The organism is Glutamicibacter sp. NPDC087661 (assembly GCF_044743275.1).
Lineage (GTDB): Bacteria > Actinomycetota > Actinomycetes > Actinomycetales > Micrococcaceae > Glutamicibacter.
The window spans coordinates 811,573-831,939 of the sequence record NZ_JBIUWE010000001.1 but is presented as its reverse complement, the minus strand read 5'-3'; the positions used below and the strand labels follow the sequence as shown (position 1 = coordinate 831,939).

The following is a 20,367-nucleotide window of genomic DNA, read 5'->3' as shown; positions in this document are numbered from 1 at the left end:
TTTCGCATCAACTGCGGTAGGTTCTAACCCGAATTCTTCAACGAGGACTAAATGATCTTGGCACCTGCGCGATCCGTGGTTTTAGTAGGCTTGCGTCCATGAGCACTCCCGCGCCGTCTTGGGCTGGCCCGCAGAACCAGCCTCGTTATTTCGGCTCCCCCGCAATTTTGCGCTGGGGACAACACCTGGTCACCTTCATCCTGCTCCTCATCGTGCTGTTCAGGGCCTTCGCCAACGGGGAGAACCCCTGGCTCTGTCTGGGCATCTCGATCCTGTTCATCGCGTGGTACTGCGCCGGATTCATTCGCATGGCACGCAGCCACGCGAAAAATATGCCAGCCTGGTGGTTGGCGGTCCTGCTGGGCATCTGGGTGGCCAGCCTCGCAGCTTCCCCCGAATTCATGTGGCTCGCTTTCAGCCTCTGGTTGTTGCTCGGCCACCAGCTCCCCTTAGTGCCCTCGATCCTGTGGTCGGTCGTCGTCTATGCCTTCACCATCCTCGCCCCGTACCTGCACAACTCAACGGTTACACTGGCAGCGGCAGCCGGCCCCTTGGTTGGCGGGCTATTCGCCTGGGGCATCTCCCGCGGATACCTGCAGATGGAACGCGACGCGGAAGCACGTACTTCCCTGGTGGATTCCCTGGTGCGAGCCCAGCAGGAAATGGCAGACCTGCAAGGAGAATTGGCCCGCTCCCAGCATGAGGCTGGCATCGCCACCGAACGCACCCGTCTGGCCCGCGAAATCCACGACACCGTCGCCCAGCAGCTCTCCTCCATCGGATTGCATGCCAAGGCGGCCGAAGCGTCCAGGGATCCCGAAGCTGCCACGGCGGCCCTGAGCCGCATCGATGAGCTTTCCGGGCAGGCTTTGACCGATTTGCGTCGCATCATCGCCGCCCTGGCTCCGGCAGAACTCGATTCCCAGGCGCTCGCCGGAGCCTTGGGCCGCGTCTTGGAGAATTTCAAGGCCGATTCGAAGTTGGAGACCCGATTGGATATCGAACCGGGGCTGCCCACTTTGGATCCGAATGTGCAGATCGCGCTGCTGCGCACCATCCAGTCCGCCCTGTCCAACGTGCTGCGCCATGCCCAGGCCTCCACGGTGGCGCTCAGCCTGGGGTCCAGCGGCGACGAAGTACGTTTGGATATTGTCGATGACGGCATTGGCTTCGTTCCCAATACTGGTCGCGTTCAAACCAGTACGCACACCGGAGGCTTCGGCCTCACCGCAATGAACCAGCGCCTGCGCGAACTCGGCGGCGGTTTGGATGTCGAGAGCTCACCCGGTGAAGGCACCGCCCTGTGCGCCCACCTTCCGCTTCGCTTAGCAAAGGACAACTCATGATCCGGATCCTGCTGGTCGACGATCACCCCATCGTGCGGACCGGCCTGCGCGCGCTGTTCGAGAACTACGACGACATCGTTGTCATTTGCGAGGTTTCCAGCGGCGAGGAAGCGGTGGAATTCGTCAAGGCCAACACCGTCGATGTGGTGCTCTGCGACCTGCGTCTGGGTGCCGGGATGAATGGCGCACAAACCACCGCGGCGATCCGCCAACTGGCCAAACCGCCTTATGTGCTGATCCTGACCACCTTCGACAAGGACTCAGAGCTGCTCGCTTGCATCGAAGCTGGAGCTGCCGGCTACCTGCTCAAGGATGTCAGTGCCCAGACCATCGTCGAATCCATCCGCCAAGCCTCCGCCGGGCACATGGTCCTGGCCCCGGAGATGACCCAGCGCGTTGTCGAGGGCATGCGCCGTCCCAAAATCGAGCTCACCAAGCGCGAAAAGGACGTATTGGTCCAACTGTCTACCGGTGCCGGCAACAAGCAGATCGCCAAGGCCCTGTTCGTCTCGGAGGCGACGGTCAAAACCCACCTGGTCCACATTTTCGACAAGCTCCAAGCAACTACGCGTACCGACGCGATCAACAAGGCCAAAGACCACGGACTGCTGTAGCTGATCAACAGAATCCCGGTGACACGCCGGGGTGCATCTCAACCTTTCGATTGAAGTTTTACTCACCCCTTTCCACGATGGCCTGACCTGCGAAATCTCGTTAACTGGAACTATGAAAGTTCCAGTTATCCCCCGGATCGGCGATTCGCTGACCAACCGCCGCGGAGCCCGCATTTGGGCCGCCGGCATCTTTGCAGTAGTTCTCGTTCTCTTTGGTGCGCTGAGCAGCATCCAAGCCCCAACCCGTGCGGCCAGCTCCCTGGTCGAAGGCTCCGAATCGGCACAGGTCGCCGAAATCCTGGATGCCAACACCAGCGATTCCCAGAGCTCGGCTTTGCTGGTGGCCAACCGCACCGATGGCCATGCGTTGAGCAATGCCGACACCGCTGCCCTTGATGAGCAGACCGCGGCGCTAGGCCACGACGCGGAGGTGTCCGCCGGCCGCACCATGGCCAGCGAAGACCAGCAGGCAGCCATGGTTCCGCTCACCTGGGATACGGTCTCCGATACGGCCGACCGCCAGAAGCTGGATGAGGTCCGCAACTGGATCCAGGCCCATCCCATTCAGGGGCTGGCCGTGCAGGTCACTGGTTCTACCGCCTTCGCAGTAGATATCACCAATGCCTTCGCCGGGGCGGACTTCACCCTGCTGGCCGTCACGGTGGGCATCGTGGCAGTCTTGCTGATCCTCACCTACCGTTCGCCGGTACTCTGGCTGATCCCGCTGGTCGTTGTTGCCATCGCCGATCGCAGCGCCTCCCTGGTGGCGAACCTGCTGGGCAACGCCTTCAATCTGCACTTCGACTCCGGCGTGCTCAGCGTGCTGGTCTTCGGCGCCGGCACCAACTACGCCTTGCTGCTGATCTCCCGTTACCGCGATGAACTGCAGAAGAATACTGACCACCGCCAGGCGCTGTCCAAGGCGTGGGCGGCCAGCTTCGAAGCGATCCTGACCTCCAACCTCACCGTAGTGCTGGCCCTGCTGACCTTGGGACTGGCCGTCATGGAAGATACCCGCGGGCTGGGCATCGTCTGCGCCGCTGGCTTGCTGATCGCTGCGTTCTTCGTGCTCTTTGCGCTGCCACCGATCCTGGCCTTCGCCGGGCGCACGGCATTCTGGCCGCTGGTCCCCCGCCCGGGACAGGAAAGCAAGAAGGAAAACTTCTTCGGACGTGCTGCTCGTGCTGTGATGACCCGTCCGGGTCTGAACCTGGCAGCATTGGCGGTCTTGCTCATGGTGCTGGCTGGAGCGTTGACCGGCACCCGTATCGGCCTGGACCAGACCCAGCAGTTCCGTACCGCCACCGAGTCTTCCAGTGCCATGCAGACCCTGGCAGCGCACTTCCCCGCAGGTGAAACCCAGCCGATCACCGTGTTGGCGCAGGGAACCGATGTCCAGGTCCTGCGAGATGAATTCTCTGGAGTCGACAACGTCAAGCGTGTTGGCGAATCCTCCCAGCTCGGCACCACGCCATGGCAGCAGTTCTCTGTCATCTCGGCTGTCGATCCCAGCTCGGCCATGGCACAGGACCTGGTAGCGGACCTGCACGGTGCTGCGGCAACCGGCAGTACCGGGCAGGTGCTCATTGGCGGGCAGAGCGCCGAACAGCTTGATTCGCACCAGATGCACCTGCGCGACCTGTTCGTGATTGCCCCGCTGATCATGGTCATCTGCTTCGTGATGCTCGGCTGGCTGACCCGTTCCTGGCGAACCGCACTTGCCTTGGGTCTGGTGAATTTGCTCAGCGCGGGCGCCGCCGTCGGCTTGGGTTCCCTGGTTTCCTCGGTGGTCTTCGAGGCCAACGCTCTGGATGTCCAGGTGCCGCTGCTGGCCTTCGTCTTCTTGGTCGCCTTGGGCGTGGATTACACCATCTTCTTGACCCAGCGAGTCCGCCAAGACTCGCAGGTGCTGGCGCTGGGCGACGCAGTGGTACTGGCCGCAAGCCGCACCGGTTCGGTGATCACCAGTGCCGGGCTCGTGCTAGCAGGTGTCTTCGCGGCACTGGCAACACTGCCGCTCACGGTATTAGGCCAGCTCGGCCTGATCGTAGGACTCGGCGTCCTGCTGGACACCTTCGTCGTTCGCACCCTGCTGCTCCCGGCGCTGTTCGCAGTCCTGGGCTCAGGCAAGCATCCACTCTTCGGCACAACTTCCTCCGCTGCAGAAGCAACTGCAGAACCAACCGTTCAGAAAGAAAACAAAATCAATGCGTAAGCTCGTGAATTTCTCCTTCGCCTACATGGTCCTCGGTGTAGCTTCCGGTCTTTTCTACCGTGAACTCACCAAGATGAACGGCTTCCCTGAAGGCCAGTGGACCCAGCTCTCCGTAGTCCACACCCACCTGCTGGTGCTGGGCTTCATCATCTTGCTGCTGGTGCTCCTTCTGGAAAAGGCCTTCGGCCTGAGCCAGCACCGCAAGCTCTTCGCGTGGTTCATGGGCACCTACAACGCGGGCGTGATCCTAACCGCGGGCATGCAGCTCACCCACGGCATCATGACCGTACTAGGCGTTGAGTCGTCCAAGATGATCTCGGGCATCGCGGGTCTTGGCCACATGTCGATCACCGCAGGCATGATCTTGCTGTTCATCATGCTGCGCCGCAGTGTCGGCACCCCGAAGCCAACCCAAAAGGTCGAGATGGCCGGCTAGCCCAGCCAAGTACCACAGCGGAACTGACACTCGGTCCAGACGAAGATCGTCTGGGCCGAGTTCGCTCGCGCTTCTGGCACCCACCGCCAGGACCCCAAGATTGGCCACTTGGCTAAGGATAAAATGATCCGCTGCTGCTATAGATTGAACTAACAATCTTTCTCCCAGGAGCGGTCATGAGCGACGAATTCTTTTCCATCGTGGATACCGAAACCACCGGCCTGTTCCCCGGAGGGAACGACCGCATCGCCGAAATTGCGATAGTCACCATGAATCGGCAGGGCACGATTGTCGACTCGTGGGAAACACTGATCAACCCGCAACGCGATCTTGGCAAGCAATCAATCCATGGCATCCAGAGCCGCGACGTGCTCGATGCACCCAGCTTCAAGGATCTGGCAGAAGAACTGCATTGGAGGCTATCGGGCACAGTGCTCGTGGCACACAATCTTTCCTTCGATTCCAGATTCCTTGAGGCTGAATTCCGCAAGTGCGGCCTGCCGGTGCCCGAGACCTTCCTGGCGCAAGGAATGTGCACCATGCGAATGTCCCACCGCTACCTGCAAGGCGCAGGCCGCTCGCTTCAAGACTGCTGCGATTCCTTTGGCATCGAGTTGCAACAGGCTCACAGCGCAGTGGGAGATGCGACGGCCACAGCGACATTGCTTTCGCGCTACATGGAACTGGATCCCGATGAACCAGAATGGGACGGACGACTGCGTTTAGCCTCGACAGGGCGGTGGTTTGATTCAACGCCGCGCTCGCGCGTCGTTCCAGTTAAGCGGTCCCAGTACAGAGCTGAATCTGCCGGGCATTTTCTGGAAAAGCTTGCGACCCGGTTGCCGGAATTTTCGGGCACGGCTACGGAGGAGAACTACTTGGCCGTACTGGATTTAGCTTTGATGGACCGCTACGTATCAGCCCATGAAGAAGCCCAGCTGCTCCAGGCCGCCACTGAAATTGGTTTGGATAAGCACCAAGCGCTGAGATTGCACGAACTGTACTTCCAACAGCTTGTCGCAACGGCTTGGTCCGATGGCGTACTGACCGAAGACGAAATAGCCGATCTGGCGAAAGTCATCGGATTGCTAGGACTTCCGCCGCAGCTAATCGAGGTAGCCAAGGTGGCGCCGGTGGCTTCCGAAGATCACGAACCCATCCGCGAGCCTCAGGGCAATCATCAGATCGATCTCGGCGCCATGGTGGTGCTCACCGGCGATATGACTCGTCCGCGTTCGGAGATTGAAGCTCAGCTTGCGTCCGCAGGGTTCGCCCCTCATCGCGCGATCACCAAGAAAGTAGCCTTGCTGGTGGCCGCGGATCCTGACTCGCTCTCCGGCAAAGCCAAGAAAGCACGCGACTACTGCATCCCTGTTGTCGGCGAAGATTATCTCTGGAACACCCTACTCCGCTGACACCTGCGCCAGGTACAGCAATGGGCGATGTCCCCCAGCAATGATTTGCCGAGGGACATCGCCCATAGTTGCTAGAGCCCGGGGTGAAACTTACAGGCTCTCAACCAATTTTTTTGCCGAAGAGAATTCCATCATCGCTTCGCGCTCTACGACCTTGACGCGGTCGCGAGTGATCTCGCCGAAGCGAGTCGAAACGGTGCCGGCTGCGGCGCCCAGTTCCTTCTCGTGCGCGTCCAAGTTCTTCCAGCCATCCCAGTTGGAGAAGTTCACGCCGCGGCTTTCGAGCAGTTCCGAGATCTTCTGGGAAGAATCCGGCTGCGCCAGCTTAGTGAGGTCTTCAAGCAAGTGGGTAATGGTCTCCAGGGCGTCGCCCTTGGTGTGGCCAATCAGCCCAATCGGGCCACGCTTGATCCAGCCAGTGGCATACAGGCCGGGAACGTGAGCGCCGGACGCGTTCAGCACGCGGCCTTCCATGTTGGGCAAAACGCCCTTGGCCCCGTCGTATTCAATGTCGTCGACTGCCGAACCGAAGTAGCCGACGGCACGGTAGATGGCCTGCAGCGGGTACTCGACGAATTCGCCGGTGCCGCGTGCGCCGCCATTTCCGTCGAGCTCGTTGCGCTCCACCTTCAAGCCGGTGACCTTGCCATCTTCGCCCAATACCTCGACTGGCGACTGCAGGAAGTGCAGGTGCAGGCGGCGCGAGGCGCTTGGAGCTTCTTCACGCTCTTCCTGCTCGATCAGCCAGTTGGTCAGGGTGGAGACCATGGTCTTGGTCTGGTTATTGGTCTTCATGGCTTCATCCGAAGCCTTGTCGAACTCGAAGTCCTCTGGGTACAGGACGATGTCAACGTCCTTGGAGTGCGAGAGTTCGCGCAGTTCCAGCGGGGTGAACTTCACCTGGGCCGGGCCACGGCGGCCGAAGACATGCACGTCGGTGACGGCCGAGTCATTCAGCTGCTCGTAGATGTGCTCAGGGATTTCGGTTTCCAGCAGCTGGTCAGCATGCTTGGAAAGGATGCGGGCCACGTCCAGGGCAACGTTGCCGTTGCCGATGACAGCAACTTCCTTGGCGGACAGGTCCCAATTCTTGTCAACATCTGGGTGTGCGTCATACCAGGACACGAAGTCGGCGCCGCCGAAGGACCCTTCAAGATCGACACCTGGGATGTTCAGGTCAGCGTCCTTCTGGGCGCCGGTGGAGATGATCACTGCGTCGTAACGGGTATGCAGGTCTTCCAGCGAGATGTCGCGGCCCAAGCCGACGTTGCCGTAGAAGTCGATCCAGTCGTTGTCCAGCACCTTGTGCAGGGCGTTGATGATGCCCTTGATACGCGGGTGATCCGGGGAAACTCCGTAACGGATCAGACCGAATGGCGTAGGAAGCTCGTCAAAGAGATCAACGTGCAGCTTCAGTTCGCCCGATGCGACCGGCTGGCTCTTGTTGAGCAGGTCAGCGGCGTAGATGCCGGCCGGACCGGCACCAACGATGGCAACACGCAGCGCCCGGGAATGGAGGTGCTCAGGGACGATAATTTCACTCATCAAACAACTTCTCTTTCTTAGTCAACGAATGAGGCCGGCGCGGTGGCATCGGCATTCTCTAGCGGCAGGAGGTCTACCAGTTGGTCGGAGGCTTCCGGGGCTAGCCGAACGACGTCACCAATAACGATAACGGCCGGATTCGCCACTGCGGCCTTGCGGGCGCGCTTTACTATCCCTTCTAGCGTACCGATAGTTGTGCGCTGCGTCTGTGAGTAACCTCGCTCAACTATCGCAATCGGTGTACTTGACGGTAAACCACGGGTAAGCAATGTCTCAACAATTTGTGGCAAATTCGATACTCCCATCAGCACCGCAAGGGTGTGATCAGAGCGGATCGGCACGTCCGCGAGTTCGCTGTGTCCACTGACTACGGTAAAACCGGCCGCAATTCCCCGGTGCGTGACGGGAATGCCAGCGGCCATGGGCACGGAGACTGCACTGGTAATGCCGGGAATCACACGCGTAGGGATCCCGTATTTCGCGGCGTGGAGCAGTTCCTCGCCGCCGCGTCCAAGTACAAACGGGTCGCCACCTTTGAGGCGAACTACCCGCTTACCTTCTAAAGCGTACTTGACCAGTAATTCATTGGTTTCATCCTGGGTTTTGACGTGGCAGCCTGGTGACTTGCCCACATCGATGACAACCACATCATCGGAAAGTTCTGCCAGCAACGCGGTAGGTCCCAGCTTGTCGGCCAAAACCACTTCCGCGGCAAGCAGGGCCTTATAGCCGGCGATGGTAATCAGCTCGGGATCCCCCGGTCCACCGCCAATCAGGGTGATATGCCCTTTAGCCATAGTTTTCTCCCGTTCGGGTCATTCCTCGATCGCGCAACAGCTTGCGTTCAATCGGAGCGAAAAATAATAATTCGATCAGCACACCCACCAGCAGGATGGTCAAGATCACCAGCATGACCAATGGCAGGTCTGCCAGATCGCGGCCCCGTTGCAGCAGTGAACCGACGCCTAGGGCCAGTGAACCGCCCACGGCAATCAATTCGGCAGCCATCAACGAACGCCAGGCGAAAGCCCAGCCCTGACGCAGTCCGGCTACATACCCTGGCATGGCAGCTGGCAGCTCAATGTGCAGCACATGCTCCCATTTGGAGGCACCGAGCACCTTAGACAAGGACTTGTACTGCGCTGGAATCATGTCGATCCCGGCGAGCAGGCCATTGATGATGGATGGAATCGCGCCGAGCAGCAGAACCGTGTAGATGGTCGCATCGCTCAGGCCAAAAAGAATGATGGCTGCGGGAACCCACGCAATAGAGGGCAATACCTGCATGGCCGATACCAGTGGCCCCACCCCCTTGCGCAACAGCGGCTGATGCGCCAGCAGCAACGCCAGCGGGGTGGAAATAATCACGGCAATCGCAAATCCGCTCACGGCGCGGAACAACGAATTGCCCACGGCCGCAACCAATGATCCATCTGCCAGCAGTTGCGGAAGCTTAGCCGCGACAGCCAGTGGACCGGGAAAAAGGTCTTCGCGCAGTGGGCTTGCCCAGGAAATAATTTGCCACAGGCTCAGAAGCACAACCACAGTGAGCAAGGGGGCAACCCATGAATCGAGCTGGTTGTTCGGGCGTAGCTTGATAACGCGCACGGGTTTGAACCTAGTTCGAGATTCTGTCAGTGAGCTCATGTTTCCGCTGCTCCTTTCTGAGAATCGTGGTTAGTTCATCGGCCAATGCGGCGGCCTCGGCCGGGTTATTGCGGAGTTCGCCGGTGATCCGGCGAGTCTCCAGGATGCGCCCGGGGTGCGAAGAAAGCACCAGAATGCGGCCGGAGAGGCGAATCGCCTCACGCACATTGTGGGTGACGAAGATGATGGTTTTGCCCGTTTGCCTCCACAAGGCCCGCAACTGCTCATGGAGCATGTCACGCGTGATGGCGTCCAGGGCGGCAAATGGCTCATCCATCAACAGAACCTGGCGGTCCTGAGCCAAAGCCCTGGCCAAAGCTACGCGTTGGCGCATGCCGCCAGAAAGTTCATGCGGCTTCTTGCCGCTTGCATGCCCCAGCTGAACGAGGTTGAGCAGTTCCTCGACGCGTTGCTGGCGTTCCGGAGCTGGCTTCCCCGCGAGCTTGAGCGCCAGGTCAACGTTCTCGCTGGCTGTCAGCCACGGCAGGAGGTTGGCATCCTGGAACATGAATGCCGCGCCGTCTTCAGGTACTTCAAGCCAGCCGGAGCTGGGCGGCAGTAACCCAGCAATCATGTTGAGCAAGGACGACTTGCCGCAGCCTGAGGCCCCCAAGACAGCGATAAACTCTCCGTCTTCAATTTCTGCACTGAGGCGATCTATGACCAAGCCAGTGCCTGGATAGCTCAGGGAAACTTCATTCAGCCGTACTCCCATTACTTCTCCTGCTGTTCAAGAAAACGCGTATCCACGAGTCCGTCTGCGTTACCGCCAGACCCCACTCCTACGGCCAATGCGTGGTCCACGAGTGACTGGTAGGTTTCAGGCAGGGGGTCCTCGCTGAAGTGCACCTGCTTCAAGGCTTCAGCGATCACTGATTTGTCAAAGGAACTTCCGTTGGCTTCGACCAAAGCTTTCTGCACAGCCGCCAACTTCTGTTTTCCGTCCGCATGATTGAGCCAATCGATGGCTTGGGTATTTGCATCGACCAGCTTCTGCACGGTTTGCGGATGGCTAGCCATGAATTCCTTGGAGACCACCAGAACCGTTGTCGGGAACTTGCCGTCGGGCCAGAGCTCGGCTTCATTCACCAAGCGGTGTCCCCCGTTCTTCTCGACTAGCAATGAAGCGTAGGGCTCCGGAAGCCAAGCACCGTCAATTTCACCGCGGCCGAAAAGCTGTGCGACGGTTCCATTGGAGCTCGGGGTCACTGTGGCGTCCTGTTTCAAGCCCTGGCCCTTCAGGTAGCTGCGCAAGGCAACATCCTGGGTTCCGCCGAATTGCGGGCTGGCCAGATTGCTGCCGGCCAGTTCCTCGGGCTTAGTGATCTTCTTGTCGACAACCAGGCTGGCTCCGCCGTAGGCGACGCCGGACACCACGTTCAACGACTCGCCATCGCTGGACAGGTAGCTGTTCAACGCCGGGTTTGGCCCCAGATATGCGGCGTCGATGGCCCCCGAGTTCAAGGCTTCTACGGCTGCCGGTCCCGCGTTGAATATCTGGCTTTGGACACTGGTACCGTCTTCTTCAAGGTGATCTTGGAGAAGACCTTCGGACTGGGCGATCAAGGCCGGAGCATGGGTGAGGTTGGCGAAATAGCCAATCTTCAGCTCATCTGCCGGTCCGTGATGTGCCGCCTGCGCTGGTACTTCATTTGGTCCCGGAAGAAACGTCGTCGCCACAGCAACTGCGCTCAATGCTCCGACCGCCGCCAGCCCGAGGAAGCGTCCTCGGAAGCCGGTCTTCTGCCCATGAGCCGTCAGCCGGACCCGCCCTTGGTTTCTTGTTGGCTGGCCAACATCAGGCTGCTTCATTATTTTCCTCGATGATCCCCGCCGCAAGGGTGCGCCCCGTAGCTGGATCGATTAGCAGGAAGCTTCCGCCAGTGCGCGAGGTGGCGTACTGCTCGATGGCCAACGCTGCCTGGCTGCGCAAGGTGATCCGGCCCAGGTCGTTGAGCTCCAAGGAGTGGGCGGGCTGCTGCGAATAGTCGGCCACGTTGATGACGTATTCGATGGTTGACAGCTTGGCTGCGGCGACCTTGGTACCGTGCTTGATCAACAGCCGTTGGCCGCTAGTGAGCTTCACTGGGTCCAATACGCAGATGTTCGCCTGGAACTCCCGGTGCGCGGTTGGCAGTTCGCCGGCGACGATGGTGTCGCCGCGGGCAATATCCAAGTCGGTCTCCAGCTCGACAACGATGGCGTCGCCGGCCTGGGCGCGGTGCGCGGTACCAGCAGGGGTGCTGATGGCCTTGATCCGGCTGCTCACCGGCTGGCCGTTGGAGAGCACCTGCACGGACTCCCCCACGGCCAAGCTGCCGTCAACCAGAGTTCCGGCATATCCGCGGTAGTCGCGGTACGCGTCCGGGTCCAGGCCTGGAGCCAAGGCGCCCTGCGGGCGGATCACGTACTGGACATCCAGACGGGCAGTGCCCCCGCCGAGCCGCGGCTCGATGTCCTCTAGCAGCCCGAGCAAGGTCGGGCCGGCATACCAGTGCGCGGAAGCCGAAGGATCGACGATGTTATCTCCCTGAAGCGCGGAGACCGGGATGACGGTGGTTGACTTCAGGCCGAGTTCTCCGGCGAGCGCGAGTACTTCGGCCTCGATCTGGCTGAAGGCCGCTTCGTCCCAGTCGATCAGGTCCATCTTGTTCACGGCGATGACCAGTTGCGGAACCCGCAGCAAGGCGAGCACGCCAAGGTGGCGCCGGGTCTGCTCCAGCACGCCGTGCCTCGCGTCAACCAGCACGATCGCCGCGTCTGCGGTCGACGCGCCGGTGACGGTGTTGCGGGTGTACTGCACGTGTCCGGGGCAATCGGCCAAGATGAAGGACCGCTTGTCGGTGGAGAAGTAGCGGTAGGCCACGTCGATGGTGATGCCCTGCTCGCGTTCGGCGCGCAACCCGTCGGTGACCAGCGCGAGGTCCAGGGTTCCGGCGCTGCCGCCGAAGCCGCGTTCGGCGCTGGTACGGGCCAGGTCATCGAGCGAGTCGGCGAGGATGGCCTTGGCGTCATGGAGCAGGCGGCCCACGAGAGTGGACTTGCCGTCGTCGACCGAACCGGCGGTAGCGATGCGCAATAGTGTGGTGGTCATCTTAGAAGTACCCTTCGGTCTTGCGGTCTTCCATTCCCGCGGCGGAAATACGGTCGTCGGCGCGGGTGGCTCCGCGTTCGGTGATGGTGGCGACGGCCAATTCATCGAGCACCTTCGCCACGGTGTCGGCGGCGGAGAGCACCGCACCGGTGCAGCTGGCGTCGCCCACGGTGCGGTAGCGCACCTGCTTGACGACGACCGGCTCATCGGCGTTGGGCTGACTGACGCTGGTCAGTGCCCGCCACATGCCGTCGCGTTCGAAGACCTGGCGGCAGTGCGCGAAGTAGATCGGCGGCAGCTCGATGTTCTCGCGCTGGATGTAGGCCCAGATATCGCGTTCGGTCCAGTTGGAGATCGGGAAGGCGCGCACATGCCAATCCGGCTCGTGCCGCCCGTTGTACAGGCTCCAGATTTCCGGGCGCTGGTTGCGCGGATCCCAGACGCCGAACTCGTCGCGCAGGGACAGGATGCGCTCCTTGGCGCGGGCCTTGTCCTCATCGCGGCGCGCCCCGCCGAAGACCACGTCGAAGCCGTTGGATTCGATGGTGTCCAGCAGGACCCGGGTCTGCAGGCGGTTGCGGGTGCCGTCGGGCAGCTCGGCCAGCTCTCCGCGGTCGATGTACTCCTGCACGGAGCCGACGACGAGGTTCAGCCCGTACTTTTCCACGACCGCGTCGCGGAAGTTGAGCACCTCGGCGAAGTTGTGGCCGGTATCGATGTGCACGACGGGGATGGGCACGCGGCCCGGGGAGACGGCCTTGGCCAGCAGGTGCAGGACGACTACGGAGTCCTTGCCGCCGGAGAACAGCAGTCCGGGCTTGTCGAATTCGGCGAGCACTTCGCGGATGATGTGGATTGATTCGGCTTCCAGGGCGTCCAGGACGCTGCGCTGGGTGCCTGCGGGCGCGTTAGCGGTGATGGTCATGATTCGCTCCTTAGACGTGGATTCCGCATTCGGTTTTATTCAGCCCGGCCCAGCGGCCAGCCCGCGGGTCCTCGCCCTCGGCTACCGGCCGGGTGCAAGGCTGGCATCCGATGGACGGGTAGCCGTTGGACAGCAGCAGGTTCACGGGTACTTGGTGCCCGGTGGCGTAGTCGATCAGCTGATCGAAGCTCCAGGGCGCCACGGGATTGAATTTGACCAGTCCGTGCTTCTCGTCGAAAGCGACCAGGGGCGTGTTGATGCGGGTCTCAGCTTCGTCACGGCGTACCCCGGTGAACCACGCGCTATATCCGGACAGGGATCTGGCCAGCGGGTCCATCTTGCGCAGCTGGCAGCAGGCGGCCGGATCCCGGGAGAACAGGTCCTTGCCGAACTTCGCATCCTGTTCGGCCACGGTCAAGGCAGGCAGCACGTCGACGATGTTCACGTCCAGCGTGCGAGCCACTTCGTCGCGGGTTCCGTGGGTTTCGGCAAAGTGGTAACCGGTTTCCAGGAACAGCACATCGACCTTGGGCAGCTGCGCGCAGACCAGGTGCGGCAGCACGGCATCGGCCATCGAGCAGGCCACCGCTACCTCGTCGGCGTCGAGGTGCTCAGCTGCGAAAGCGACGACCTGGTCCGCTGTGGCATCCCCGCCCAGCTCGGCGGCGCCCAGCTTGGCGATGCGCCGCAGTTCAGCCTCGCTGCGGGTACGTACTGGGGTCGGCTTGCTCATTTCAGCTCATCCTCTTCAGCTCGGTGGGCCCAGGCAGCGAAGGATTCCCCTTCGGCAGCCGAGGCCGAGTAGTTCTTCACTACCCGCTCCACGTATTCGGGCAATTCATCAGCCGCGACCTTGAGCCCGCGCACCGTGCGCCCCAGGGCGGCTTCGCCATTTTCGAAACCGGCCAGGGTGCCACCGAGGTGAACCTGGAATCCGGAGACCTGTTCTCCCTGGTCGTTGGTAATCAGCTGGCCCTTGAATCCGAGGTCCGCTGTTTGGATGCGGGCGCAGGAGTTCGGGCAGCCATTGACGTGCAGAGACAGCTGGCGAGGCAGCTTGCCCTCGTGGTCGGCCAGGCGATCCTCGATTTTTGCTACCGCGTCAATCATGGTGTCTTTGGTGTCCACAATGGCCAGCTTGCAGAATTCGATACCGGTGCAGGCAATGGCCGAACGCTTGAACAAGCTGGGGAATGCCTCCAGGCCCAGGGCGCGGGCCGAAGCGACGAAGTCCTGCACCTGCTCTTCGGCGATGTCCAGGGCGATGATCTTCTGGTGCGGGGTGGTGCGCAGCCGGGTGGATCCATGGGCTTCGGCCAAATCGGCAAGGCCGGTCAGCGCGGTACCGGATACGCGGCCAGCCGGAGCGGTCAACCCGATATAGAACTTGCCGTCCTTCTGCTCGTTGACCCCGCTGTGGTCTCCTGCTTCGGTGGGCTGCTCCGGCAACGGGCCGTCGGGCAGCTCGTAGCCCAGGTACTCATCTTGCAGCACCTGGCGCATTTTTTCCGTGCCCCATTCGGCCAGCAGGAACTTCAGGCGTGCGCGGTTGCGCAAGCGGCGGTACCCGTAGTCACGGAAGATGGAAACTACGCCCTCCCAGACATCCGGTGCCTGCTCTTCGGTCACGAAGGCGCCGAGGCGTTCGCCCAGGCGGGGGTTTGCCGACAGCCCGCCGCCAACCCACAGGTCGTATCCGGGGCCGAGCTGCGGGTGGACGGTGCCGATCAAGGCGATGTCGTTGATTTCGTGGACGACATCCTGGCTTGGGTGGCCGGTGATGGCGGTCTTGAATTTGCGCGGGAGGTTCGCGAATTCCGGCTTGCCGATGTAGCGGCGGGAAATTTCGGCGATCACCGGGCTGGGATCGATGATCTCGTCCTTGCTGATGCCTGCCACCGGAGAGCCGAGGATGACACGGGGCACGTCGCCGCAGGCCTCGGTGGTGTGCAGGCCGACGGCTTCCAGCCGCTGCCAGATCTCCGGGACATCGACGACGTCGATCCAGTGCAGCTGGACGTTCTGGCGATCTGTCAGGTCGGCGGTGTCGCGGGCGAAGTCGGTGGAGATCTGGCCGATGACGCGCAGCTGCTCGGTGGTCAGGGCGCCGCCGTCGATGCGCACGCGCAGCATGAAGTAGCGGTCTTCAAGTTCTTCTGGGCTCAGCGTCGCCGTCTTGCCGCCGGGGATCCCCTGGGCACGCTGGGTGTAGAGGCCCCACCAGCGGAAGCGGCCGTGCAGATCCTCGGGTTCAATGGAATCGAAGCCCTGCTTCGAGTAGATTTCCTCAATGCGCTGGCGCACGTTCAGGCCGTTGTCGGCGGCCTTCATCTCTTCGTTGGCATTCAACGGGGCAGGGCCGTCGATTTTCCATTGGCCGTTGGGTTTTGCCGCTCTTGTGGAGCGAACTGGTGTGGTTGTCTGCGTCATGTCCACCAGCGTAGGAACTGCCCCCAGGAGGTCGGCAACCTGCCGGTGTCACATGGCTACGCGTTGCCTAACGAGTTAGGACTTCGTCATCTGGAGACATGAAAAGCTCCTCTTCGAGCGCCTTTTGCAGTCGCACAAGGAAACATTGAGCAATCATTACGTCAGGAAGCAGGGGGCTTGTCACCACGCCTGCCCCCGTGCTAGCCAGCTTCTGCTGGAAGAATCCGTCGGCGAGCAGCGAGCTGAGCACGAGCACTGGACGCGCGGCAGCATTTCCCACGACGTCAGCGATCCGCGGCTGGGCCCCTGCGCAGTAGCCCACCTGCACTTCGCGCTCCAATAGGACAGCGAGCTGCTCGGCGAGATTCTTGACCTGGTTTTGGCCGACTTCCAATCTCGTGCCCGCCGCCGCCAAGACAACGAGCGGGTCGTTGGCCAGGTGCCCTGCGGCGCGTTGCGCCAGGACTTGGGCCAGCTCCGGCAGCGGACCCAATGGCAGGGCGGCGGAGGTTCCCGCGCGCGAGGCGACCGCCTGCGCAATGTCGTGCGTCGTATGAACGCCGTCGGAGACCAGCAGCGGCAAGACCACTGCCGGCTCGCCTTCAGGCAAACCGGCGATAACCGTTTCAAGCCGGGGCTCTTGGACATCCACATAGGCTTCGTGCCAGACAAGCTGCACCGGGAATCGCTCTTCGCTCCGCCGTTCCAGGTCGGCACGCAGATCATGGATTAGTTGCTGCCCGTTGGCGTTGTCCGTGCCGTGGGATGTTGCGACAACATGTATCTTCTGCTGGGTCGCTTGACTCATGAATTGATCCTCACCGATGTTGTTGGGCGCCTATTTGGCGCTGCGCACTAGCTTGTGGTTGGCGGCCTGCGCCTGCGGGCGGATGACAATTTCATCCAGATTCACGTGGGCCGGGGCGCTGACCGCATAGCGGATGACTTCGGCAACGTCTTCACCGGTCAAGGGATTCTCCACACCGGCGTAGACGTTGTCGGCGGCGCTCTGGCTTCCCAGACGACGGAGCGCGAACTCTTCTGTCTGCACCAGGCCGGGCAGGATCTCGATTACCCGCAGCCCGTTCTCGACTTCTTCAAGACGAAGCGCCTGGGTCATGGCACGTTCAGCGGCCTTTGCCGCGTTGTAGCCGCTGCCGCCTTCGTAGCTGGCCAGTGCGGCGGTGGAGGTAACGTTCAAGACGGTGCCTCGCGCCTCGCGAAGCTGGGGCAGCAGTGCACGGGTCAAGCGCATGGTTCCCATGACATTGGCTTGCCACATGAAGTCCCAGTTGTCATCGACCGCGTCGGCCCAGGTTTCGGTTCCACGCGCACCGCCGGCGCAATTGACCAGCGTATCTGCGCCGCCATGCGCGGTGACCGTTTCTACCAGTGCGTCGACATCTGCCTGCACGCTGACATCTGCTGGCACCGCGATCGCACCGCATTCAGCGGCGAGCTTTTCCAAGCGGTCGGCCCGGCGGGCTACTGCGAAGACGGTCCATCCTTGTGCGCGCAACGCACGGACTGTTGCCTGGCCAATTCCGCTGGAAGCTCCGGTAACAACGGCCGAACGGGAAGAAGTCTTATCTGTAATTGTCATACGTCAACTGTAGAACCAGATCATTACCAGTTGGTAAGGCATGAATTTCTCTTACATTTCATGCGGCAAGATTTTCTTCCGGGCCAGGGCCTGGAATCCAGGGCGGCGAGCGTCGGCGGTGCCGCCAGGGCCATGGCCGATGCTGTCCCGCCTGCGCCTACTGCGCGGCGGTAACGTGCAGCTGGCGCGGCTGCCGGAGGAATGCAATCGGAGGGAATATCTTGCGTAAGCGGAGCCATGCAGGAATGCGCCAACGCCAGACGGCGCTGCTATGCCCGGGTGCACCGTGCCGCTGGTGCGGGCGACAAGGCGATTCGGCGTTCGCGGCAGGACGGCTGAGCCAAGGGCCGCCGGTCCGGCACAGGCTTTTGATCCAGCTGGTCCCGGCTGGACAGCGGCGTGGTGCAAGCCATGGGCAACAATGACTGTGCGCCGGGCAAAACATGGAAGAATAGACGTATGGCAGAAGAAAACTTGGGCACAGACACGCCCGCAACGGTTTCCGTTCCTGACAAGCCCGCTTTGGAAGGCTTGGAAGAACGTCTTTCGTCCCGGTGGCGCACCGAGGGCACCTATCACTTCAATGAGGACACGACTCGCGAAGCCGTGTACTCCATCGACACTCCCCCGCCAACCGCTTCGGGTTCGCTGCACGTAGGACACATGTTCTCGTACACGCAGACCGACGTGTTGGCTCGCTACCAGCGCATGATCGGCAAGAACGTGTTCTACCCACTTGGTTGGGATGACAACGGCTTGCCTACCGAGCGCCGCGTGCAGAACTACTTCGGCGTCCGTTGCGACCCGACCAAGCCGTACATCGAGGGCTACCGTCCACCGGAAAAGCCTGCGAAGAACCAGCGCGACTGGGATGTCATCAGCCGCAAGAACTTCATCGAGATCTGTGAAGAGCTGGCGGTCGAAGACGAAAAGGTCTTCGAGCAGCTGTTCACCACCCTGGGCCTTTCGGTGGACTGGCGCATGACCTACCGCACGATCGACGACAATTCGCGTGCAACTTCGCAGCGCGCCTTCCTGGACAACCTGGCAAAGGGCGACGCCTACATGGCTGAAGCTCCAACCCTGTGGGACGTGACCTTCCGTACCGCAGTGGCCCAGGCCGAACTCGAAGACCGGGAAATGCCCGGCGCCTACTACCGTTATGCATTCGACGCTGAAAACGGCCAGCAGGTCTTCATCGAGACCACCCGCCCGGAACTGCTCGCTGCTTGCGCCGCGCTAGTGGCCCACCCGGATGACGAGCGCTACCAGCACTTGTTCGGCAAGACCGTGACCTCGCCGATCTTCGGAGTTCCCGTCACCGTCCACCCGCACCCATTGGCCCAGGCCGACAAGGGTTCTGGCATTGCCATGGTGTGCACGTTTGGCGACTTGACCGACGTGACCTGGTGGCGCGAACTGCAGCTGCCAACCCGTCCGATCATTGGACGCGACGGCCGCATCCTTGCAGACACCCCCGAGTGGATCACCACCGAGGCCGGCAAGGAAGCGTACGCCCAGATTTCGGCAAAGACCGTGTTCTCCGCCAAGGAAACCGTCGTCGAGATGCTTTCCGACGCGGGCCTGCTTGATGGCGAGCCGAAGAAGATTTCCCGTCCGGTGAACTTCTTCGAAAAGGGCGACAAGCCGCTGGAAATCGTGACCTCGCGCCAGTGGTACATCCGCAACGGCGGCCGTGATGAAGAACGCCGCAACCAGATGATCGCACGCGGCCAGGAAATTGATTTCCACCCGTCGTTCATGCGCTCGCGCTACGAAAACTGGGTTTCGGGCCTGAACGGCGACTGGCTCGTTTCCCGCCAGCGCTTCTTCGGCGTACCAGTGCCAGTGTGGTACCAGGTCAACGAGCACGGCGAACCGAACTACGATGCGCCGCTGTTGCCGACCATCGACCAGCTTCCGGTTGACCCGGCAGCAGACGCGCCGACCGGCTACACCGAGGACCAGCGCGGCTCCGCTAACGGCTTCATTGGCGATGCCGATGTCCTGGACACCTGGGCAACCAGCTCGCTGACCCCGCAAATCGCTGGCCGTTGGGGCCGTGACGACGAGTTCTTCTCGAAGGTCTACCCCTTCGACCTGCGCCCGCAGGGCCACGACATCATCCGTACTTGGCTGTTCTCCACCGCGGTTCGCGCAGATTCCCTGCACGGCAACGCTCCGTGGAAGCACGCTGCGATTTCGGGCTGGATCCTGGATCCGGACCGCAAGAAGATGTCCAAGTCCAAGGGCAACGTGGTTGTACCTAACGAAGTCCTGGATAAGTTCGGCGCGGACGCCGTACGCTACTGGGCGGCCAGTGCCAAGCTGGGTGCCGATACCGCGTATGAAATCAACCAGATGAAGATCGGCCGCCGCCTGGCCATCAAGATCCTCAACGCCTCGAAGTTCGTGCTGAACTTGGGCGCGACCGACGCCAACGTCTTGACCGATGACGCTTCGGTAGTCACCAACGGGCTGGATCGTTCGCTGCTCGCTCGCCTGTCGACCGTTATCGAAGACGCCCAGCGCGCTTTCGACAACTACGACTATGCTCGCGCGCTGGATATCACCGAGTCGTTCTTCTGGTCGTTCACCGACGACTACGTCGAATTGGTCAAGGACCGCGCCTACGGCGGCCACGGCGAAGCCGAGCAGGCGTCGGTTCTGGCTACCCTGGCCACCACCCTTGATTCCGTGCTGCGGCTGTTCGCGCCATTCCTGCCATTCGCTACCGAAGAGGTTTGGGGTTGGTGGCGCACCGGGTCGGTGCACCTGACCCAGTGGCCAAGCACCGGGCACTTGTCCGCTGCAGTGGAGGGCTCCGACCCGGCGGTACTGCCACTGGTTGGCGTCGCTCTCTCGGGCATCCGCAAGGCCAAGTCCGATGCGAAGGTCAAGCAGCGTACCGAAGTGCTCTCGGGCGAGATCCACGCTCCAGCGTCTCAGGTTGCGCAGCTCAAGGCAGGATTCGAGGACTTGAAGTCCGCGGCGAACGCCCGTGAGCTGACCCTGGTTGAAGCCGACGGTGAAATGACTGTCACCAACGTTGAATTGGCTCCGGCTGAAGAAACCGAATAGCAGTTGAACCAGAAAA

At 61.5% G+C, this 20,367-nt stretch carries 17 protein-coding genes; 6 read left to right on the top strand and 11 right to left on the bottom strand.

The annotated features are described in order from the left end of the window. Positions 1-98: 98 nt before the first annotated feature. The 5 genes from ACIOTN_RS03945 to ACIOTN_RS03925 all read left to right on the top strand — a co-directional run bounded on the left by ACIOTN_RS03945 (position 99) and on the right by ACIOTN_RS03925 (position 6,026). Positions 99-1,346 (top strand): sensor histidine kinase, encoded by a 1,248-nt coding sequence (locus ACIOTN_RS03945; RefSeq protein WP_105661430.1) that lies wholly within the window; start codon positions 99-101, stop codon positions 1,344-1,346. Beyond that, positions 1,343-1,960, top strand: coding sequence for a response regulator transcription factor (locus ACIOTN_RS03940; protein ID WP_105661431.1), 618 nt, complete (start codon positions 1,343-1,345; stop codon positions 1,958-1,960). The genes ACIOTN_RS03945 and ACIOTN_RS03940 overlap by 4 nt, the downstream gene beginning before the upstream one ends. 112 nt (positions 1,961-2,072) lie before the next feature. Next, entirely contained in the window at positions 2,073-4,175 is a 2,103-nt protein-coding gene (locus ACIOTN_RS03935) for an MMPL family transporter (protein ID WP_402734797.1), read from the top strand. Continuing rightward, positions 4,168-4,611 (top strand): DUF2871 domain-containing protein, encoded by a 444-nt coding sequence (locus ACIOTN_RS03930; protein ID WP_181149005.1) that lies wholly within the window; start codon positions 4,168-4,170, stop codon positions 4,609-4,611. The genes ACIOTN_RS03935 and ACIOTN_RS03930 overlap by 8 nt, the downstream gene beginning before the upstream one ends. A gap of 176 nt (positions 4,612-4,787) precedes the next feature. Beyond that, positions 4,788-6,026 carry an exonuclease domain-containing protein gene (locus tag ACIOTN_RS03925; RefSeq protein ID WP_105661433.1) on the top strand — a complete coding sequence of 413 codons (1,239 nt, stop codon included), beginning with the start codon at positions 4,788-4,790 and terminating at the stop codon, positions 6,024-6,026. 90 nt (positions 6,027-6,116) lie between these two features. Here the strand turns inward: ACIOTN_RS03925 and ACIOTN_RS03920 are convergent, their stop codons facing one another. The 11 genes from ACIOTN_RS03920 to ACIOTN_RS03870 form a co-directional block, all read right to left on the bottom strand. Next, positions 6,117-7,571 carry an FAD-dependent oxidoreductase gene (locus ACIOTN_RS03920; protein WP_105661434.1) on the bottom strand — a complete coding sequence of 485 codons (1,455 nt, stop codon included), beginning with the start codon at positions 7,569-7,571 and terminating at the stop codon, positions 6,117-6,119. A gap of 17 nt (positions 7,572-7,588) precedes the next feature. Beyond that, on the bottom strand, positions 7,589-8,368 hold the full coding sequence (gene cobA / locus ACIOTN_RS03915; RefSeq protein WP_105661435.1) for a uroporphyrinogen-III C-methyltransferase: 780 nt from the start codon (positions 8,366-8,368) through the stop codon (positions 7,589-7,591). Next, positions 8,361-9,179 (bottom strand): ABC transporter permease, encoded by an 819-nt coding sequence (locus tag ACIOTN_RS03910; protein WP_402734796.1) that lies wholly within the window; start codon positions 9,177-9,179, stop codon positions 8,361-8,363. Before ACIOTN_RS03910 ends, cobA begins: the two co-directional genes overlap by 8 nt. A gap of 10 nt (positions 9,180-9,189) precedes the next feature. Next, a complete protein-coding gene (locus ACIOTN_RS03905; protein ID WP_105661437.1) occupies positions 9,190-9,933 on the bottom strand; it encodes an ABC transporter ATP-binding protein in 744 nt (247 codons plus the stop codon). After that, the gene (locus ACIOTN_RS03900; protein WP_105661438.1) at positions 9,933-11,030 is read right to left on the bottom strand and encodes an ABC transporter substrate-binding protein; all 1,098 of its coding nucleotides are present in this window, start codon (positions 11,028-11,030) and stop codon (positions 9,933-9,935) included. Before ACIOTN_RS03900 ends, ACIOTN_RS03905 begins: the two co-directional genes overlap by 1 nt. Then, on the bottom strand, positions 11,017-12,312 hold the full coding sequence (locus ACIOTN_RS03895) for a sulfate adenylyltransferase subunit 1 (RefSeq protein WP_105661439.1): 1,296 nt from the start codon (positions 12,310-12,312) through the stop codon (positions 11,017-11,019). The genes ACIOTN_RS03900 and ACIOTN_RS03895 overlap by 14 nt, the downstream gene beginning before the upstream one ends. A gap of 1 nt (position 12,313) precedes the next feature. Continuing rightward, complete coding sequence (cysD, locus tag ACIOTN_RS03890; protein WP_105658472.1) at positions 12,314-13,237, bottom strand: sulfate adenylyltransferase subunit CysD; 924 nt, start codon at positions 13,235-13,237, stop codon at positions 12,314-12,316. A 10-nt stretch (positions 13,238-13,247) separates the two neighbouring features. Beyond that, complete coding sequence (locus tag ACIOTN_RS03885) at positions 13,248-13,970, bottom strand: phosphoadenylyl-sulfate reductase (RefSeq protein ID WP_105661441.1); 723 nt, start codon at positions 13,968-13,970, stop codon at positions 13,248-13,250. After that, positions 13,967-15,667, bottom strand: a complete 1,701-nt coding sequence (locus tag ACIOTN_RS03880; RefSeq protein WP_105661442.1) for a nitrite/sulfite reductase — start codon at positions 15,665-15,667, stop codon at positions 13,967-13,969. The genes ACIOTN_RS03885 and ACIOTN_RS03880 overlap by 4 nt, the downstream gene beginning before the upstream one ends. A 67-nt stretch (positions 15,668-15,734) precedes the next feature. After that, positions 15,735-16,475: a sirohydrochlorin chelatase gene (locus tag ACIOTN_RS03875; RefSeq protein WP_105658469.1), complete on the bottom strand. Its 741-nt coding sequence runs from the start codon at positions 16,473-16,475 to the stop codon at positions 15,735-15,737. Positions 16,476-16,505: 30 nt separating this feature from the next. Continuing rightward, complete coding sequence (locus ACIOTN_RS03870) at positions 16,506-17,270, bottom strand: SDR family oxidoreductase (RefSeq protein ID WP_105658468.1); 765 nt, start codon at positions 17,268-17,270, stop codon at positions 16,506-16,508. Between the two features lie 459 nt (positions 17,271-17,729). On the opposite strand from ACIOTN_RS03870, the gene valS reads away from it, so the two are divergent. Next, positions 17,730-20,351, top strand: a complete 2,622-nt coding sequence (gene valS / locus ACIOTN_RS03865; protein WP_402734795.1) for a valine--tRNA ligase — start codon at positions 17,730-17,732, stop codon at positions 20,349-20,351. The last annotated feature ends 16 nt before the right edge of the window (positions 20,352-20,367 follow it).

Bases quoted from the DNA above. Each gene is read 5' to 3' on its own strand.
- ACIOTN_RS03945 (WP_105661430.1), top strand. From the start codon at position 99: ATGAGCACTCCCGCGCCGTCTTGGGCTGGCCCGCAGAACCAGCCTCGT.
- ACIOTN_RS03940 (WP_105661431.1), top strand. From the start codon at position 1,343: ATGATCCGGATCCTGCTGGTCGACGATCACCCCATCGTGCGGACCGGC.
- ACIOTN_RS03935 (WP_402734797.1), top strand. From the start codon at position 2,073: ATGAAAGTTCCAGTTATCCCCCGGATCGGCGATTCGCTGACCAACCGC.
- ACIOTN_RS03930 (WP_181149005.1), top strand. From the start codon at position 4,168: ATGCGTAAGCTCGTGAATTTCTCCTTCGCCTACATGGTCCTCGGTGTA.
- ACIOTN_RS03925 (WP_105661433.1), top strand. From the start codon at position 4,788: ATGAGCGACGAATTCTTTTCCATCGTGGATACCGAAACCACCGGCCTG.
- ACIOTN_RS03920 (WP_105661434.1), bottom strand. From the start codon at position 7,571: ATGAGTGAAATTATCGTCCCTGAGCACCTCCATTCCCGGGCGCTGCGT.
- cobA (WP_105661435.1), bottom strand. From the start codon at position 8,368: ATGGCTAAAGGGCATATCACCCTGATTGGCGGTGGACCGGGGGATCCC.
- ACIOTN_RS03905 (WP_105661437.1), bottom strand. From the start codon at position 9,933: ATGGGAGTACGGCTGAATGAAGTTTCCCTGAGCTATCCAGGCACTGGC.
- ACIOTN_RS03900 (WP_105661438.1), bottom strand. From the start codon at position 11,030: ATGAAGCAGCCTGATGTTGGCCAGCCAACAAGAAACCAAGGGCGGGTC.
- ACIOTN_RS03895 (WP_105661439.1), bottom strand. From the start codon at position 12,312: ATGACCACCACACTATTGCGCATCGCTACCGCCGGTTCGGTCGACGAC.
- cysD (WP_105658472.1), bottom strand. From the start codon at position 13,237: ATGACCATCACCGCTAACGCGCCCGCAGGCACCCAGCGCAGCGTCCTG.
- ACIOTN_RS03885 (WP_105661441.1), bottom strand. From the start codon at position 13,970: ATGAGCAAGCCGACCCCAGTACGTACCCGCAGCGAGGCTGAACTGCGG.
- ACIOTN_RS03880 (WP_105661442.1), bottom strand. From the start codon at position 15,667: ATGACGCAGACAACCACACCAGTTCGCTCCACAAGAGCGGCAAAACCC.
- ACIOTN_RS03875 (WP_105658469.1), bottom strand. From the start codon at position 16,475: ATGAGTCAAGCGACCCAGCAGAAGATACATGTTGTCGCAACATCCCAC.
- ACIOTN_RS03870 (WP_105658468.1), bottom strand. From the start codon at position 17,270: ATGACAATTACAGATAAGACTTCTTCCCGTTCGGCCGTTGTTACCGGA.
- valS (WP_402734795.1), top strand. From the start codon at position 17,730: ATGGCAGAAGAAAACTTGGGCACAGACACGCCCGCAACGGTTTCCGTT.